Below are 16,319 nucleotides of genomic sequence, written 5' to 3' on the forward strand. Positions count from 1 at the left end.
GGTCTGCAACGCAATTCGGACGGGCGCCAGTGTAGCCAATTCAAGGCAAATGAGGGTACGACCAACCGGCAACGTCCTCGGCCATCAATGGCGCCGCCGCCCACGGCCCCTGGATATGCGTGCAACCATTGGCTCTGAGCCACTGGATTTGCTCAAGGGTCTGCACCCCCTCGGCAATCACCAGCACATCAAAATGCCCACACAACTGGATGATGCTGCGTGCCATCGCCGCATCCCGTGTCGAACCGGGCAGGCGCGCCACCAGTTGCGGGTCAAGCTTGAGCGTGTCGAACTGCAAGTCCCGCAAATGGGCCAATGAACAGTGACCTGAACCAAAGTCATCCAGGGCAATACGCACCCCAATCCGGCGCAGTAGTTGCAGCTGTTTGGTAGACTCCTCCAGGTTACTCATCAGGCAGTTCTCGCCGATTTCCACCTCCAGTTGCCGCCCCTGCAGCCCATATCGCTCCAGGATCTGCTGCAGTTGGCTGGCCAGGTTGGGCATATTGAACTGGCTGCTGCTCAGGCTCACGCTCAGCACCAGCTCAGGGTCGAAGACGCCCTGCCAGGCCTGGCGCTGGGCAGCGACTTGCTGGTAGATCCAGGCGCTCAACTGGCTGATCAACCGCGCCTCTTCCAGCAGCGGCAAGAACAAACCCGGCGGTACATCGCCGACGCTCGGATGCTGCCAGCGCAACAACGCCTCGACGCCGCGCAAACGTCCATCCACGATACAAACCTGCGGCTGGTACACCAGGGTGAAATCCTTGTTTTGAATGGCGGTGCGCACGCTGTCTTCAAGCATCAGCCGCGAACGGGCACGGCCGTTCATTTCCTGGTCGTAGTAACGATACTGCTGACGGCCGGCCCGCTTGGCTTCGTACATCGCAATGTCCGCCGCTCGCAACAGGCCGTTCAGGTCCGAGCCACAATCCGGGAACGTCGCAATCCCGATACTGACCCCGAGCATTACCTCCAAACCGTCGACCTGCTGGCACACAGACACCCGCTCGATGAGCTTTTCCGCGATCTTCGCCGCCTGTTCGGGAAATTCCAGCTCAAGCAACGCGGTGAACTCGTCCCCGCCCATGCGCCCGAGAATGTCGTAGGAGCGCAGACAGGCCTGCATCTGTTCCGACACCCAGCGCAGCACTCGGTCGCCAGCGTCGTGGCCCAGCGTATCGTTGACCCGCTTGAAGCCATCCAGGTCCAGGTACAACAACACCAGCGCCTGCTCGTTGCGTTCGTTGCGCAACAAGGTGTTCTCTACCGCCTGATGGAATCCACGACGATTGAGCAGCCCGGTCAACGGATCGGTCACGGCCTGGAATTCCAGTTGCTGATGAAGATGGCGCACTTCGGACATGTCCAGCACCGTTACGACCATAGCCTTCTGCTCGGCAGGCAATGGCGCACAGGACAATGCCACCGGCACCTGCTGGCCACGCCCGGTGCGCAAAATGGCGTCATGCTGGCGCCACGTCTCGCCCCTGCGATACGCCTCGTACATTGGGAAGCCCAACCAGGCGGGCACATGGGGTTTTTGCAGGAAACTCAGGAAACTTTCGCCCTGCAGCTCAGCCATCGTGGCGTTCAGCAAACGCGAGATAGCCGGGTTGGCGTACTCGATCACACTGCCTTCGCCCACCACCAGGATGCCCTCGGCAGCGTTATCCAGTATCGAGGCATTAAAGGCCCGGGCCAGCTCCAGGTCATGGCTCAGGCACTGCAAGGCACGGCGGTTGCGCTGATGCTCAAGCAACGCCTGCACCTTGGGCTTGAGGATATGCGGGTCAAACGGTTTGAACAGATAGTCGATCGCCCCGCTGGCATAGCCTTCAAGCACTGACGCGGGGGACTGGGCGGTGGCTGTCAGAAAGATAATCGGCGTCATGCGCGTACGTTGGCTGCCACGCATCAGGCGCGCCACCTCGAAGCCGTCCATACCGGGCATGCGTACGTCCAGCAGCACCAGGTCGACATCGTGGGCCAGCAGCAACTCCAAGGCTTCCAGGCCGGACGTGGCGGTAATCACCTGCCAGTCTTCACGTTGCAACAGCGCACGCATGCTGACGAGGTTTTCCGGGTAGTCATCGACCACCAGGAGAACCGAACTTGCATCGCCGGGTTGTGGAGCGCCATCCATGCTACGTCTCTTCCTTAGGGAGCTGCACCGGTCACTTCTGATACAAAGGCCGGATAAACACTGAGGGCTCACTCTAGCCCCGGTTCCAAAAAAGCAGAAGTGACGCCGATGCCCTCATTGCACCAAAGCCAAGGAAGCCGACTAACGGTAAGGCCCTGTAGCCCGCGATTCATGGGCAACATGGCTTTTTGGCATTCCTCTGACGCCAATAAATTGCCAGCTATTGTTTAACAATCGTACGAGCAGCGCCTATAAAGAACCGGTAAGGCCTGCGGGCCAACGCTTTCACCCTCTGTAAAAGGCCAACACCATGATCGACCTTTCCACCTGGAACCTGAGCATTCCGGTCGGCTCCCCGCCCACGACCATCGACACCCCGAGGCTACTGAGCGGCTTCAACGATCAATACTTCCAGGCCGAAGGCAGCGACGTGCAGTTCTGGACCCCCGTTACCGGCACCCGCTCCGAAAACGCCATCTACCCGCGCAGCGAACTGCGCGAAACCTACGCCGACGGCCGCCTGCGCAACTGGACCTACCCCGAGGCCGACAACTTTCTGCGCGCCACCCTGGCGGTCAACCAGGTGCCCTCCTCCGGCAAAATCGTGATCGGCCAGATCCACGCCTATGACAGCCAAAAGCCGCTGATCAAGCTGGAGTACCAGTTCAAGGAAAAAACCCAGACCGGCAACATCGTCGCCAAGGTGCGCATGCGCCCGGATGAAGCAGAAAGCCGGGTGATCATCGTCGCCTCCAATGTGCCCCTGGAAAAGAGCTTCACCTACGTGATCAACCTCAACAAAGCCGGGCTGCTCAGCGTGTTTGCCGCCGACAGCGAGTGGAATGAACGCATAGGCGCGGCCTGGGGCGACAAGCCGCTGTACTTCAAGGCGGGGGTGTATGTGCAGGACAACAGCGGGGACAGTAAGGAAGGCGCGAGGGTGACGTTTGCGAAGTTGGATATTGATCATGAGTAAGCGGATTGCCCTATTTCGAGTAGGTAATGTCCGATAAGCACAAGGATCATTCCCCGATAGATCCAGACGATTAAATCCCCTGTGGGAGGGGGCTTGCTCCCGATAGCGGTGTATCAGTTCCAATAGCTGTGACTGACCCACCGCAATCGGGAGCAAGCCCCCTCCCACACTTGCCGCGCTTGGCCTGAGAGTCCGGTGCTAGTCCTACAGCACCGTTGCGGCCAGTCAATTCGCCGCTTATAGTTCGCCCCGTCGCTGGCTGAACAGCGATAGGGTTTCGCAGCCCTACAGAGTTAAACCGCACCCGTCAAAACAGTCCCGGTATTCTTGCCGATGGCCGTCTTTGTTATGGCGGCTGTGCGTGGGAGACCTTCGGGTCTGCCGGGTCTTAACTCCTCGGTCTGCGAACCCGCGTACAGCTGCCACCTAATTTGTTTCGCAGCAAACGGTGGTCAATCTTCTTTCGAGTTAAGGATTCACCATGACCCAACAACTACCACCCCGCCGCTTCACCCCCTGCACCGAAACCGCCACAGACTACCCCGTGCTCCTGATCGACAGCGACGCCCCACTGCTCGACCTCCACGCCTGCCTGCGCGAACGCCTCAACGCGGCCCTTGAACATCTCAACCTGATGGCCTGTTCCAGCCTGCCGGACTTCGCTGAGCGCGACCTGAACAACATCGCCAACACTGCACGCATACTGGTTCAGGACGTGAGCGATGTGTTTCGAGTGATTGAGCATCGAGGGTTCGATACGCCCAGCGCCGTCTAATCAAACTACGGCAAAAAACCCGCATGTCTGCGGGTTTTTCATAGATCAGATTTAAATAATCCTCTCGCGGGCCCGTCCTTATCCCGCGATAGCTTCGCCTAGCTACTGAGAAGGCAATGTAAATTTCGCCGGACCTTTTGAATTCACCAGCTCAAAAGTACAGTTTGTGACATTGCCATTTTTACATTCCTTTTCCTCACTCCAAGCGTTGCCTTTAGCCACTGGAGGTAAGGTAAATCGCTTGGACAGCCTTAAATAGTCATCCTTGCCTTTGCCTCCGTAATTGCAGATCACATAGCTATAAGGCAACTTCGTTTCGCTGTCTGCGCCCTGCTTGATCGCCGCGCCTAAAAACTCAAATTCCGCAGCCATCGAGCTATCTTCAATGAGCTGCTCGCCATTCCATTCCTGCTCGCCATCTGAAAATTGAATGCTCACCGCCTTGATAGTTGAGACATCCGGGCACGTTAGGGGCGCGGCATAGGCATTCCCCGTCAGCGCCAATGCGCTGACCACAGTGATGCTTGGAAGGCACTTCAAAAGATGCGAATAGTTCATAGCGTATTCTTCCCTGGTTGATTTACTGCCCCAGTGTGCGGAAATTAACGGCGAACGATACTGTCAACTTTGACAGTTTTAAATTGAAATTCGAAATAAGCGATGGAATATTAATAACTTCAAAAAGGCGTAGCTTAGGAGAACCTGTCCCTTGGCTAAATAAGTCCGCTGCCCTTAATCAGTTCAAGCCATATAGCTAATAGCCAAACGTTATAGAAAACTGTCATCTGTGACAGGTCACGCCCCTCAGCAAATCTCTTAGTATTTCTCACGTCTCACTGAAGAGACAAAACACAAACTAAACTTTAATCGAATGAAAAGGAATGTCATCATGGGTCGACTCGTTGGAAACTACTATGGCGCTTACGGCGGCGCCAACATTTACCTACACGTTACCGAAAGTGACGACATCGGCGGTGCAGTGAAAGCCACTGCTGACGTGAGCGGACAGAGCGGCAAACTCACGGGCCATCAAACCATCGGAGCAACCACCACGACTATTATGTTGACAGGTATAATCGGAAAAAGCTCTGAAAGCTGGACCTTCAATACTTCAGACTTTATAACGTTAAATGGTGGACGTAACTTTACAGGCCCAGATGGAGTTTGGACATATCAGGGCTTCGGACTAGGCCGACAGTAACAATTGATTAAACAGTCGTTATTAGACTTTCCTCATGCACACGACATGATTCTTTCCAGGCAAACCAGCGTAATAAGTTAAAAGGCTATAGCTTTTTAACGAAACCAAAAAAAGAACCCACACACTGTGGGTTCTTTTATTAACGTCGAAGGCTCAGTTCACCTTAGCGTTCAACTCACCCTTCAAATAACGCTGGTACATCGCTTCCAACGAGATCGGCTTGATCTTCGAAGCATTGCCGGCAGTACCGAAAGCTTCGTAACGCGCGATACACACATCACGCATCGCCGTCACAGTCGCACCGAAGAACTTACGTGGGTCGAACTCGCTCGGGTTGGTGGCCATCAGGCGACGCATCGCACCCGTGGACGCCAGACGCAGGTCAGTATCGATGTTGACCTTGCGCACGCCGTACTTGATGCCTTCAACGATTTCTTCAACCGGTACGCCGTAGGTTTCTTTGATGTCGCCGCCGTACTGGTTGATGATCGCCAGCCACTCTTGCGGTACCGAGGAAGAACCGTGCATCACCAGGTGGGTGTTGGGGATGCGCTTGTGGATTTCCTTGATGCGGTCGATGGCCAGTACGTCGCCGGTGGGTGGCTTGGTGAACTTGTAGGCGCCGTGGCTGGTGCCGATGGCGATGGCCAGGGCGTCAACTTGGGTCTTCTTGACGAAGTCCGCGGCTTCTTCCGGGTCGGTCAGCATCTGGCTGTGATCCAGCACGCCCTCGGCGCCGATGCCGTCTTCTTCACCGGCCATGCCGGTTTCCAACGAACCCAGGCAACCCAGTTCGCCTTCAACCGATACGCCGCAGGCGTGGGCCATGGCGACGGTTTGCTGGGTGACGCGTACGTTGTATTCGTAGTCGGTTGGGGTCTTGCCGTCTTCGCCGAGGGAGCCGTCCATCATTACCGAGCTGAAGCCCAGCTGGATGGAGCGCTGGCACACGTCAGGGCTGGTGCCGTGGTCCTGGTGCATGCACACCGGGATGTGCGGGAATTCTTCGATGGCGGCGAGGATCAGGTGGCGCAGGAATGGGGCGCCGGCGTATTTGCGCGCACCGGCCGAAGCCTGGACGATCACTGGGGAGTCGGTCTTGTCAGCGGCTTCCATGATGGCGCGCATCTGCTCAAGGTTGTTGACGTTAAAGGCTGGGACGCCGTAGCCAAACTCGGCTGCGTGGTCCAGCATTTGACGCATGCTGATAAGTGCCATTGTGTTGTCTCTCCCGGTCGAGGGTCGTTAATCGTGCAAGCCTGCCGTAGCGGCGGCTGCTATTCAAGTTATTGCAGATCAAGGGGTTAAGCTTGAGCTGCTGAATCGTTATTGCAGTAACCGGCTCTCACTTTGGAACCGGATTTACTGTGGGAGGGGGCTTGCTCCCGATTGCAGTGTGTCAGCCAGCACATGGGTGTCCGGCAGACCGCTATCGGGGGCAAGCCCCCTCCCACATTTGGATCTCATTACAGTCAAAATTTCACTGAGCTTTGCAGCCGCGCCCGATCAAATCATCGGTGGCCACCCAGTAAACCAGGCCTTCCTCACCTTTGGTGTGAAACGCCAACTGGCCGTCGCTGTACAACACGCCCGAAGCGGCAATCTCTTGCTTGAGACGGTAAACCTGGTCCGAACCACCCAGGCGTACATCCACCTGGCTGCGGTCCTGATTGGCAAAGCGCCAATTGACCTCGGCCTTGCTGTCGCAGGTCCAGGTGGTCCACTTATCGGCAGGCTCTGCCTTGTTAAACATGTTCATGCTGCTGCAGCCAGCCAACAGGGCCACGGCTGCCAGGGCGAAAACGCCTTTCATTGCCAATCCTCGAACGGCGACCCCGGAAGGCCGCCTTTGCTGTCGGTTAGTGGATCAGACCCGTCATGGGCAACCCTGTTCCTGACCGTTGGGCGCGGAGTCGTATTTCTCCAGCCGTTCGTTGCCGATGCGCTTGTTGATCACCGGCATGGTCTCGGCTTGCCAGTCAGCCTGGTAACAGCTTTTTTTCAGCGGTGCCTTGGCGTTATCCGCCTCGGGCGCCGCACTTGGCGTGCTGCCGCAGCCGGCCAGCAGGCCCGCTGCGATTACCAGTGCCAACGACTTGATCATGGGAACACTCCTTTTCCTGATCACGCGAGCCTTAGCCCTTGGCTCGGGTTTCCAGCACTTCTACGGCTGGCAGTACTTTGCCCTCGACGAACTCGAGGAAGGCGCCGCCACCGGTAGAAATGTAGGAGATCTGATCAGCAACGCCATATTTATCAATGGCCGCCAGGGTGTCGCCACCGCCGGCAATGGAGAAAGCCGAGCTTTCAGCGATCGCCTTGGCCAGCACTTTGGTGCCGTTGCCGAACTGGTCGAACTCGAACACGCCCACCGGGCCATTCCACAGGATAGTCTGGGATGCCTTGAGCAGTTCGGCGAAGTTGGCCGCAGTTTGCGGGCCGATATCCAGGATCATGTCGTCAGCGGCCACGTCAGCGATGAGCTTGACGGTGGCTTCGGCGCTTTCAGCGAACTCTTTGGCAACGACCACGTCCACCGGCAATGGCACGCTGACTTTGGCGGCAATGGCGCGGGCGGTATCCAGCAGGTCCGGCTCGTACAGGGACTTGCCCACCGGATGGCCGGCTGCGGCCAGGAAGGTGTTGGCGATGCCGCCGCCGACGATCAACTGGTTGCAGATCTGGCTGAGGCTATTAAGTACATCCAGCTTGGTGGAAACCTTGGAGCCGGCGACGATGGCGGCCATCGGCTGGGCCGGAGCGCCCAGGGCCTTGCCCAATGCATCCAATTCAGCGGCCAGCAATGGGCCGGCAGCGGCAACCTTGGCGAACTTGGCCACACCGTGGGTCGAACCTTCGGCGCGGTGCGCAGTGCCGAAAGCGTCCATCACAAACACGTCGCACAGCGCCGCGTATTGCTGGGCCAGTTCGTCGCTGTTCTTTTTCTCGCCCTTGTTGAAGCGCACGTTTTCGAACAGCACGATGTCGCCAGGCTTAACGTCAACACCGCCCAGGTAGTCAGCCACCAACGGCACGTCACGGCCCAGGGCCTTGCTCAGGTATTCAGCTACCGGCTTGAGGCTGTTTTCGGCAGAAAACTCACCTTCGGTCGGGCGACCCAAGTGGGAGCAGACCATCACGGCCGCGCCTTTTTCCAGGGCCAGCTTGATGGTCGGCAGCGAGGCCAGGATTCGCGCATCGCTGGTGACAACACCGTCCTTGACTGGGACGTTGAGGTCTTCGCGGATCAGTACGCGTTTACCTTGCAGATCGAGGTCGGTCATCTTCAACACGGTCATGGGTCGCAGTTCCTGAATTACTGTTGAGGTTGTTTAGAGGCGATGTGCAGATAATGTTCCGCAACATCCAGCATTCGGTTGGCAAAACCCCATTCGTTGTCGAACCAGGCCAGGATATTCACCAACCTCGGGCCGGAAACGCGGGTCTGGCTGGCATCGACAATCGCCGAATGCGGGTCATGGTTGAAATCGCAACTGGCATGGGGCAACTCGGTGTAGGCCAGCAGGCCTTTGAGCGGGCCGCTGGTGGCGGCGTCGCGCAGGATCCGGTTGACCTCCGCCGCATCGGTGTCGCTGACGGTTTGCATGGTGATATCCAGGCAAGACACATTCACCGTCGGCACCCGTACGGCTTTGGCCTGGATTCGCCCGGCAAGTTCCGGCAACAGTCGCTCGATGCCGCGAGCTAAGCCTGTGGACACCGGAATCACTGACTGGAACGCCGAGCGCGTGCGGCGCAGGTCTTCGTGGTGATAGGCGTCAATCACCGGCTGGTCGTTCATCGCCGAGTGAATCGTGGTGATCGACACGTAATCCAGGCCGATCGCCTGATCCAGCAAGCGCAACAGCGGCACGCTGCAGTTGGTGGTGCACGAGGCGTTGGACACCAGCAGCTCATCGCCAGTCAGGCAATCCTGGTTGATGCCGTAGACGATGGTGGCGTCCACATCCGCCTCGCTGGCCATCGGCTGGGAAAACAGCACACGCGGCGCGCCGGCGTCGAGAAAACGCTGACCATCGGCACGGGTGTGATAGGCACCGGAGCATTCCAACACCAGGTCGACGCCCAGCGCCGCCCAGTCGATGCCCTCGGGGGTGGCACTGCGCAACACTTTCACGCAGTCGCCATTGATATGCAGACAATCGCCGTCGACCCGCACTTCGCCGGGAAAGCGGCCGTGGGTGGAGTCAAAGCGTGTCAGGTATTCGATGCTGGCCATGTCGGCCAGGTCGTTGATCGCGACAATTTCAAACCCGGCCGCCGCTCCTCGCTCGAACAGCGCACGCAAGACGCAACGACCAATGCGGCCGTAGCCGTTGAGTGCAACTTTGTAAGGACGCGGTTGAGGCATGGGGTTCTCGCATTGTGGGCGACACAAACCACTGCAGGAGCGAGCTTTCTCGCGAAGAACTTGAGAGCGCCGCGTTAAACCAGAAACACTGCGTTATCGTTAACGATCTTCGCGAGCAAGCTCGCTCCTACAGTAGAGGCGGTGACCAGTGGGCCACCGCGTTAGCGCCTTAGTCTTCCAGCAGCTCTTCAGCCTGACCCAGGATATTTTCCAGGGTAAAACCAAACTCTTCGAACAACGCTGGTGCCGGCGCCGACTCACCGTAGGTGGTCATGCCGATTACGCGGCCTTCCAGGCCCACGTACTTGTACCAGTAGTCGGCGTGGGCCGCTTCGATGGCGATACGCGCGCTGACCTGCAAAGGCAACACCGACTGCTTGTAGCCGGCGTCCTGGGCTTCGAACACGCTGGTGCACGGCATGGACACGACGCGTACGTTGCGGCCCTGGGCGGTCAGCTTGTCGTAGGCCTGGACGGTCAGGCCCACTTCGGAACCGGTGGAGATCAGGATCAGCTCCGGCTCGCCGATGCAGTCCTTGAGCACATAACCACCACGACTGATGTCGGCGATCTGCGCGTCGGTACGCACCTGGTGTTGCAGGTTCTGGCGCGAGAAGATCAGCGCCGATGGGCCGTCCTTGCGCTCGATGGCGTGCTTCCAGGCCACGGCGGATTCGACCGCGTCGGCCGGGCGCCAGCAATCCAGGTTCGGCGTGGTACGCAGGCTGGTCAGTTGCTCGACCGGCTGGTGCGTCGGGCCATCTTCGCCCAGGCCGATGGAGTCGTGGGTGTACACATGGATCACGCGCTTCTTCATCAGTGCGGCCATGCGCACGGCGTTACGGGCGTATTCCATGAACATCAGGAACGTCGCGCCGTATGGCACCAGGCCGCCGTGCAGGGACACGCCGTTCATGATGGCGCTCATGCCGAACTCGCGCACGCCGTAGTACATGTAGTTGCCGCTGGCATCTTCTGCCGAGACACCTTTGCAGCCTTTCCACAGGGTCAGGTTGGAACCGGCCAGGTCGGCCGAGCCGCCGAGAATCTCAGGCAGCAGCGGGCCAAACGCGTTCAGGGTGTTCTGGCTGGCTTTACGGCTGGCGATGGTCTCGCCCTTGGCCGCGACTTCGGCGATGTAGGCCGAGGCTTTTGCCGAGAAGTCGGCAGGCAGGTCACCGGCCAGACGGCGTACCAGTTCATTGGCAAGCTCAGGGAATTCGGCGGAGTAGGCCGCGAAACGTTGGTCCCATTCGGCTTCGGTGGCCAGGCCTTTTTCCTTGGCATCCCATTCGGCGTAGATGTCGGCCGGGATTTCAAACGGGCCGTGGTTCCACTTCAGCGCTTCGCGGGTCAGGGCGATTTCCGCGTCACCCAGAGGGGCGCCGTGGCAGTCTTCTTTACCTTGCTTGTTCGGCGAGCCGAAGCCGATGGTGGTTTTGCAGCAGATCAGGGTCGGCTGTGCACTCTTGCGCGCGGTGTCGATGGCGATCTTGATCTCTTCAGGATCGTGGCCATCAACATTGCGGATCACCTGCCAGTTGTAGGCCTCGAAACGCTTGGGGGTGTCGTCGGTAAACCAGCCTTCGACTTCGCCGTCGATGGAGATGCCGTTGTCATCGTAGAAGGCAATCAGCTTGCCCAGGCCGAGAGTGCCAGCCAGGGAAGCGACTTCATGGGAAATGCCTTCCATCATGCAGCCATCACCCAGGAACACGTAGGTGTGGTGGTCGACAATGTCGTGGCCAGGGCGGTTGAACTGCGCGCCCAGGACTTTTTCCGCCAGCGCAAAGCCTACGGCGTTGGCCAGGCCTTGGCCCAGGGGACCGGTGGTGGTCTCCACGCCTGGGGTATAGCCGAACTCCGGGTGGCCCGGGGTGCGGCTGTGCAGTTGGCGGAAGCTCTTGAGGTCGTCGATGGTGACGTCGTAGCCAGTCAGGTGCAGCAGCGAGTAGATCAGCATCGAGCCGTGGCCGTTGGACAGCACGAAGCGGTCACGGTCGGCAAACGAAGGGTTGCTCGGGTTGTGTTTCAGGTAGTCACGCCAAAGTACCTCGGCGATATCCGCCATGCCCATCGGGGCACCGGGATGGCCGCTGTTGGCTTTTTGCACGGCATCCATGCTGAGGGCACGAATGGCGTTGGCACGCTCACGACGGCTGGGCATCGCTGATCTCCTGGAGTTTGCTTAAAAGAAACGGAAAAAAGGACCGGCATTTTCCCTCAGCCACCGCCTGCGGGCAATGACAGATAGTCACTTGAAGGGCTTTTTCCCAAGGTTTCTACAGTTATCCCTTGCAGAACCCTGCCACAGGTTCGTCTAGGGGTTATAGCGGTGGCTTATAACCGCCACTTATCGATCAATATCAAAACTTTTTGATATTGACCTTGCGAGGATCCCAACCCGTCACTAGACTGCTGGCCTTATGAACCTACCCGTGCCCTCCCTGCGTCCTGACGATGGCGATGGCGATGAGCTTGCAGCCTTGTGCAAGGCCGCTGGCGATCCGTTGCGCTTGAACGTATTGCGTGCACTGGCCAACGATTCTTTCGGGGTATTGGAACTGGCACAGATCTTCGCCATCGGCCAGTCCGGCATGAGCCACCATTTGAAGGTGCTGGCCCAGGCCGACCTGGTAGCCACCCGCCGTGAAGGCAATGCGATTTTTTACCGACGCGCCCTGCCCCACACCGAACAACTGGGCGGCAAACTGCACGCGGCCTTGCTTGAGGAAGTGGACAACCTGGGGCTGCCAAGCGACGTGCAATCGCGGATCGGCCAGGTGCACGGGCAACGCGCCGCCGCCAGCCAGGACTTTTTTTCCCGGGTTGCCGACAAGTTTCGCGCCCAGCAGGACCTGATCGCCGGGCTGGCCCAGTACCGCGAAAGCGTGCTGGCGCTATTGGACAAGCTGAGCTTCAGTGATAAGGCCACGGCCCTGGAAGTCGGCCCTGGCGACGGCGGTTTCCTGCCGGAATTGGCGCGCCGCTTCGTGCAGGTCACGGCGCTGGACAACAGCCCGGCGATGCTGGATCTGGCGCGCCAGCTCTGTGAGCGCGAAGCCTTGGGCAATGTGCGCCTGCAGTTGGCCGACGCCCTGGGTGACACCGGCCTGCGGGCCGATTGCGTGGTGCTGAACATGGTCTTGCACCATTTCGCCGCACCGGCCGATGCCCTCAAGCAAATGGCCGGGTTGCTGCACCCCGGCGGTAGCCTGCTGGTAACGGATTTATGCAGCCACAACCAGAATTGGGCCAAGGAGGCCTGCGGTGATCTCTGGCTGGGTTTTGAACAGGACGATCTGGCCCGTTGGGCCACCGCTGCGGGACTCGTTCCCGGGGAAAGCCTCTATGTAGGTTTACGTAATGGTTTCCAGATTCAGGTCCGCCATTTTCAGCGGCCGGCTGGCGACACTCACCATCGGTAAATATCAGGAAAACATCGAGATGAGCGAATACTCCCTTTTCACCTCCGAGTCCGTGTCTGAAGGGCATCCGGACAAAATCGCCGACCAGATCTCTGACGCGGTGCTGGACGCTATCATCGCTGAAGACAAGTTCGCCCGCGTGGCGTGCGAGACGCTGGTGAAAACGGGCGTGGCGATCATCGCCGGTGAAGTCACCACTACGGCCTGGGTCGACCTCGAGCAGATCGTTCGTGATGTGATCACCGATATTGGCTACAACAGCTCCGACGTCGGCTTCGATGGCGCCACCTGCGGCGTGATGAACATCATCGGCAAGCAGTCGCCCGACATCAACCAGGGCGTTGACCGGGCCAAGCCTGAAGACCAGGGCGCCGGCGACCAGGGCCTGATGTTCGGCTACGCCAGCAACGAGACCGACGTGCTGATGCCGGCACCGATCACCTTCTCGCACCAGTTGGTGCAACGCCAGGCCGAGGCGCGTAAATCCGGGGTATTGCCATGGCTGCGCCCGGACGCCAAGTCCCAGGTGACCTGCCGCTACGAAGGCGGCAAGGTCGTGGGGATCGACGCCGTTGTGTTGTCGACCCAGCACAACCCGGACGTGTCCTATGCCGACCTGCGCGAAGGCGTGATGGAGCTGATCGTCAAGCACGTGTTGCCTGCCGAGTTGCTGACCAAGGACACCCAGTTCCACATCAACCCGACCGGACAGTTCATCATCGGCGGCCCGGTGGGCGACTGCGGCCTGACCGGTCGCAAGATCATCGTCGACAGCTACGGCGGCATGGCCCGTCACGGCGGTGGCGCGTTCTCCGGCAAGGATCCCTCCAAGGTTGACCGTTCCGCGGCTTACGCCGGTCGCTATGTGGCCAAGAACATCGTGGCTGCCGGCCTGGCCGAGCGCTGCGAAATCCAGGTGTCCTATGCCATTGGCGTGGCCCAGCCCACGTCGATCTCGCTGAATACGTTCGGCACCGGCAAGATCAGCGATGACAAGATCGTCAAGCTGGTGCGTGAGATCTTCGACCTGCGCCCCTACGCGATCACCACCATGCTTGACCTGCTGCACCCGATGTACCAGGAAACCGCAGCCTACGGCCACTTCGGTCGTACCCCGGCGCAGAAGACTGTTGGCGACGACACCTTCAGCACCTTCACCTGGGAAAAAACCGACCGCGCCAACGACCTGCGCACTGCCGCCGGCCTGTAAGCGTTCGCGCTGCACACAGAAACACCTGGTAAAAAGCCCCGAGCAGTCGGGGCTTTTTTGTGGGCACTTGGATGACTTAGGCTGGGCACCCTTCCTCGAGCAAGGATGCTCATGATGCATAGGTTCATGGCTTTTTTTCTCAGTGTTCTACCCGGCTGGGCGTGGGCAGAGGCCTGCCCCGATGACGCTCACGCGCAACTCGACACCTTGACCAGGCAGGTCAGCCAGTGGGACGACAGCTACCACCGCCTGGGTCAGTCCCCCATCAGTGACGAACTCTACGACCAGGCCCGCCAGCGCCTGGCGCACTGGCACGAATGCGCTCATCAGCCCCTCCCGAAGGCTGATAATCCGCTGACCAGTTCACGTGGCACATTACGCCATCCGGTCGCGCACACTGGCCTGGGCAAGCTGCTGGACGAGTCGGCAGTCAGTGACTGGCTCAGCACCCGTCACGATGTATGGGTCCAGCCCAAGGTAGACGGCGTCGCGGTGACGCTGGTGTATCGACAAGGTCGCTTGCACCAGCTCATCAGCCGGGGCGACGGCCTGCTGGGGCACGACTGGTCAGCCTCCGGGCGCAGGATCCCGGGCATCGTGCAACAGTTGCCAGACGCGGTGGATGTAGTGTTGCAAGGCGAACTTTACTGGCGCCTGAACCACCACGTGCAATCGATGAAGGGTGGGCTCAGTGCACGCAGCAAAGTGGCTGGCCTGATGAACCGTCGACAGTTGAGCGATGCCGAGGCAGCAGGGATCGGCTTATTCGTCTGGGCCTGGCCCGATGGTCCGAGCGATTTCAACGAACGCCTGGCCACCTTGGCGAACTGGGGCTTTACCGACAGCCAGCGTTACAGCCACCCTATCGAGAACATCAGCAAAGCTGCGCATTGGCGCACGCATTGGTACAACGCGCCACTGCCCTTCGCCAGCGATGGCGTGGTACTGCACCAGGCCGCGCGGGCGCCCGCCGAACGCTGGGAGGCCAGCGCCCCCTATTGGGCGGTGGCCTGGAAGTTTCCGGCAGTAAAGGCCCTGGCGCTGGTGCGCAACGTAGAGTTCCAGGTCGGGCGTACCGGGCGCATTACCCCCATCCTCGAGCTGGAACCCGTGCGCCTGGATGATCGGCAGATCAGCCGAGTCAGTGCCAGCTCACTGAAACGTTGGGAAACTCTGGATATCCGCCCTGGTGACCAGGTGTCCATCAGCCTGGCGGGCCAGGTGATTCCCCGGTTGGATGAGGTGGTCCTGCGTAACGCCACAAGGGTGGATGTCCAGGTTCCCGATACCCGGGCCTTTCACGCCCTGAGCTGCTGGCAACTGGAGCCGGGTTGCGAAGATCAATTGCTTGCCCGCCTGACCTGGCTGAGCGGCAAACAGGGTTTGGCCTTGCCGCATATGGGCCGTGAAACCTGGAACATATTGATCCAGGCGGGTCTAATCGCAGGCTTTCTCGATTGGTTAACCCTGGATGCGGCCCAGCTTGCTACCATTGAGGGCTTCGGTGACCGCACCCGTGCGCGGGTGCTCGACAATATTCAACGCGCCCGGCAACGCCCTTTTTCACAATGGCTCAAGGCCTTGGGCGTACCACCTGCGGCGCGCAACAACCTGGAAGGCGACTGGCAGACACTGGTCGCCAAAGACACCCAAGCCTGGCTGGCCTCGGACGGCATCGGCCCGGGACGTGCGGCGCAACTCAGCGCTTTTTTTCGCGACCCGCAGGTACAAGCCTTGGCTGAAACATTACGCGGGGCCGGGATAGATGGGTTTTGAACGCCGCCCGGCCACCTGATTGCGACCTTGGAGCTTTATATGAAATTTCTCGCCCCCCTTGCCTTGCTGACCCTCGCAAGTTTCACAGCCACGCCACTACTGGCCGCCGAAGACGCGCAGCCGCTTACCGGCTGCGCCGCCAAGCGCCAGGCTATCAGCGCCCAGATTGACCAGGCCAAGGCCCATGGCAACAGCGCCCAGCAAGCCGGCCTGGAAAAAGCCCTGGCCGAAGTCACCGCCCACTGCACCGATGCGTCCTTGCGTAAAGAGCGTGAAAACAAGGTGCTGGACGCCAAGCATGAAGTCAGCCGGCGTCAGGCCGACCTCGACAAGGCCATGAAAAAAGGCGACCCGGACAAGATCGACAAACGTAAGGACAAGCTGGCCGAGTCGCGCAAAGAGTTGCAGGACGCGGTGGAAGAACTCGACCAGTAA

At 59.5% G+C, this 16,319-nt stretch carries 15 protein-coding genes; 7 read left to right on the forward strand and 8 right to left on the reverse strand.

Going from position 1 to position 16,319, the window contains the following annotated elements:
• Positions 1–40: 40 nt before the first annotated feature.
• Positions 41–2,146, reverse strand: coding sequence for a putative bifunctional diguanylate cyclase/phosphodiesterase (locus ASD70_RS16290; RefSeq protein WP_056846940.1), 2,106 nt, complete (start codon positions 2,144–2,146; stop codon positions 41–43).
• 310 nt (positions 2,147–2,456) lie between these two features.
• Between ASD70_RS16290 and ASD70_RS16295 the strand changes: the two genes are divergently transcribed.
• Together ASD70_RS16295 and ASD70_RS16300 are read left to right on the forward strand one after the other, a co-directional pair.
• Positions 2,457–3,122 (forward strand): polysaccharide lyase family 7 protein, encoded by a 666-nt coding sequence (locus ASD70_RS16295; RefSeq protein ID WP_056846941.1) that lies wholly within the window; start codon positions 2,457–2,459, stop codon positions 3,120–3,122.
• A 481-nt stretch (positions 3,123–3,603) separates the two neighbouring features.
• A complete protein-coding gene (locus ASD70_RS16300) occupies positions 3,604–3,897 on the forward strand; it encodes a hypothetical protein (protein WP_046069883.1) in 294 nt (97 codons plus the stop codon).
• A gap of 102 nt (positions 3,898–3,999) precedes the next feature.
• Here the strand turns inward: ASD70_RS16300 and ASD70_RS16305 are convergent, their stop codons facing one another.
• Positions 4,000–4,455: a DUF3757 domain-containing protein gene (locus ASD70_RS16305; RefSeq protein WP_056846942.1), complete on the reverse strand. Its 456-nt coding sequence runs from the start codon at positions 4,453–4,455 to the stop codon at positions 4,000–4,002.
• Positions 4,456–4,786: 331 nt separating this feature from the next.
• Here ASD70_RS16305 and ASD70_RS16310 point away from each other — a divergent pair, with 331 nt between their 5' ends.
• Positions 4,787–5,098 (forward strand): hypothetical protein, encoded by a 312-nt coding sequence (locus tag ASD70_RS16310; RefSeq protein WP_056846943.1) that lies wholly within the window; start codon positions 4,787–4,789, stop codon positions 5,096–5,098.
• A gap of 153 nt (positions 5,099–5,251) precedes the next feature.
• Here the strand turns inward: ASD70_RS16310 and fba are convergent, their stop codons facing one another.
• From fba to tkt, 6 genes are all read right to left on the reverse strand, one after another.
• On the reverse strand, positions 5,252–6,316 hold the full coding sequence (gene fba, locus ASD70_RS16315) for a class II fructose-bisphosphate aldolase (protein WP_003177554.1): 1,065 nt from the start codon (positions 6,314–6,316) through the stop codon (positions 5,252–5,254).
• A gap of 262 nt (positions 6,317–6,578) precedes the next feature.
• Positions 6,579–6,911 (reverse strand): MliC family protein, encoded by a 333-nt coding sequence (locus ASD70_RS16320; protein WP_056846944.1) that lies wholly within the window; start codon positions 6,909–6,911, stop codon positions 6,579–6,581.
• A 63-nt stretch (positions 6,912–6,974) separates the two neighbouring features.
• Positions 6,975–7,202, reverse strand: coding sequence for a hypothetical protein (locus ASD70_RS16325; RefSeq protein ID WP_046069886.1), 228 nt, complete (start codon positions 7,200–7,202; stop codon positions 6,975–6,977).
• A gap of 31 nt (positions 7,203–7,233) precedes the next feature.
• Positions 7,234–8,397: a phosphoglycerate kinase gene (locus ASD70_RS16330; RefSeq protein ID WP_043046203.1), complete on the reverse strand. Its 1,164-nt coding sequence runs from the start codon at positions 8,395–8,397 to the stop codon at positions 7,234–7,236.
• A 17-nt stretch (positions 8,398–8,414) separates the two neighbouring features.
• The gene (gene epd, locus ASD70_RS16335; protein WP_046069887.1) at positions 8,415–9,470 is read right to left on the reverse strand and encodes an erythrose-4-phosphate dehydrogenase; all 1,056 of its coding nucleotides are present in this window, start codon (positions 9,468–9,470) and stop codon (positions 8,415–8,417) included.
• Positions 9,471–9,639: 169 nt separating this feature from the next.
• Positions 9,640–11,637, reverse strand: coding sequence for a transketolase (tkt, locus tag ASD70_RS16340; protein WP_005792201.1), 1,998 nt, complete (start codon positions 11,635–11,637; stop codon positions 9,640–9,642).
• A 259-nt stretch (positions 11,638–11,896) separates the two neighbouring features.
• Here tkt and ASD70_RS16345 point away from each other — a divergent pair, with 259 nt between their 5' ends.
• The 4 genes from ASD70_RS16345 (at position 11,897) to ASD70_RS16360 (ending at position 16,319) form a co-directional block, all read left to right on the forward strand.
• Entirely contained in the window at positions 11,897–12,898 is a 1,002-nt protein-coding gene (locus ASD70_RS16345; RefSeq protein ID WP_056846945.1) for an ArsR/SmtB family transcription factor, read from the forward strand.
• 19 nt (positions 12,899–12,917) lie between these two features.
• Positions 12,918–14,108 (forward strand): methionine adenosyltransferase, encoded by a 1,191-nt coding sequence (metK, locus tag ASD70_RS16350; RefSeq protein ID WP_003194964.1) that lies wholly within the window; start codon positions 12,918–12,920, stop codon positions 14,106–14,108.
• A 111-nt stretch (positions 14,109–14,219) separates the two neighbouring features.
• Complete coding sequence (gene ligB / locus ASD70_RS16355) at positions 14,220–15,884, forward strand: NAD-dependent DNA ligase LigB (RefSeq protein ID WP_056846946.1); 1,665 nt, start codon at positions 14,220–14,222, stop codon at positions 15,882–15,884.
• 39 nt (positions 15,885–15,923) lie between these two features.
• Complete coding sequence (locus ASD70_RS16360) at positions 15,924–16,319, forward strand: DUF1090 domain-containing protein (RefSeq protein WP_056846947.1); 396 nt, start codon at positions 15,924–15,926, stop codon at positions 16,317–16,319.

This window comes from Pseudomonas sp. Root569, from assembly GCF_001427465.1.
In the GTDB taxonomy this organism is placed as follows: domain Bacteria; phylum Pseudomonadota; class Gammaproteobacteria; order Pseudomonadales; family Pseudomonadaceae; genus Aquipseudomonas; species Aquipseudomonas synxantha.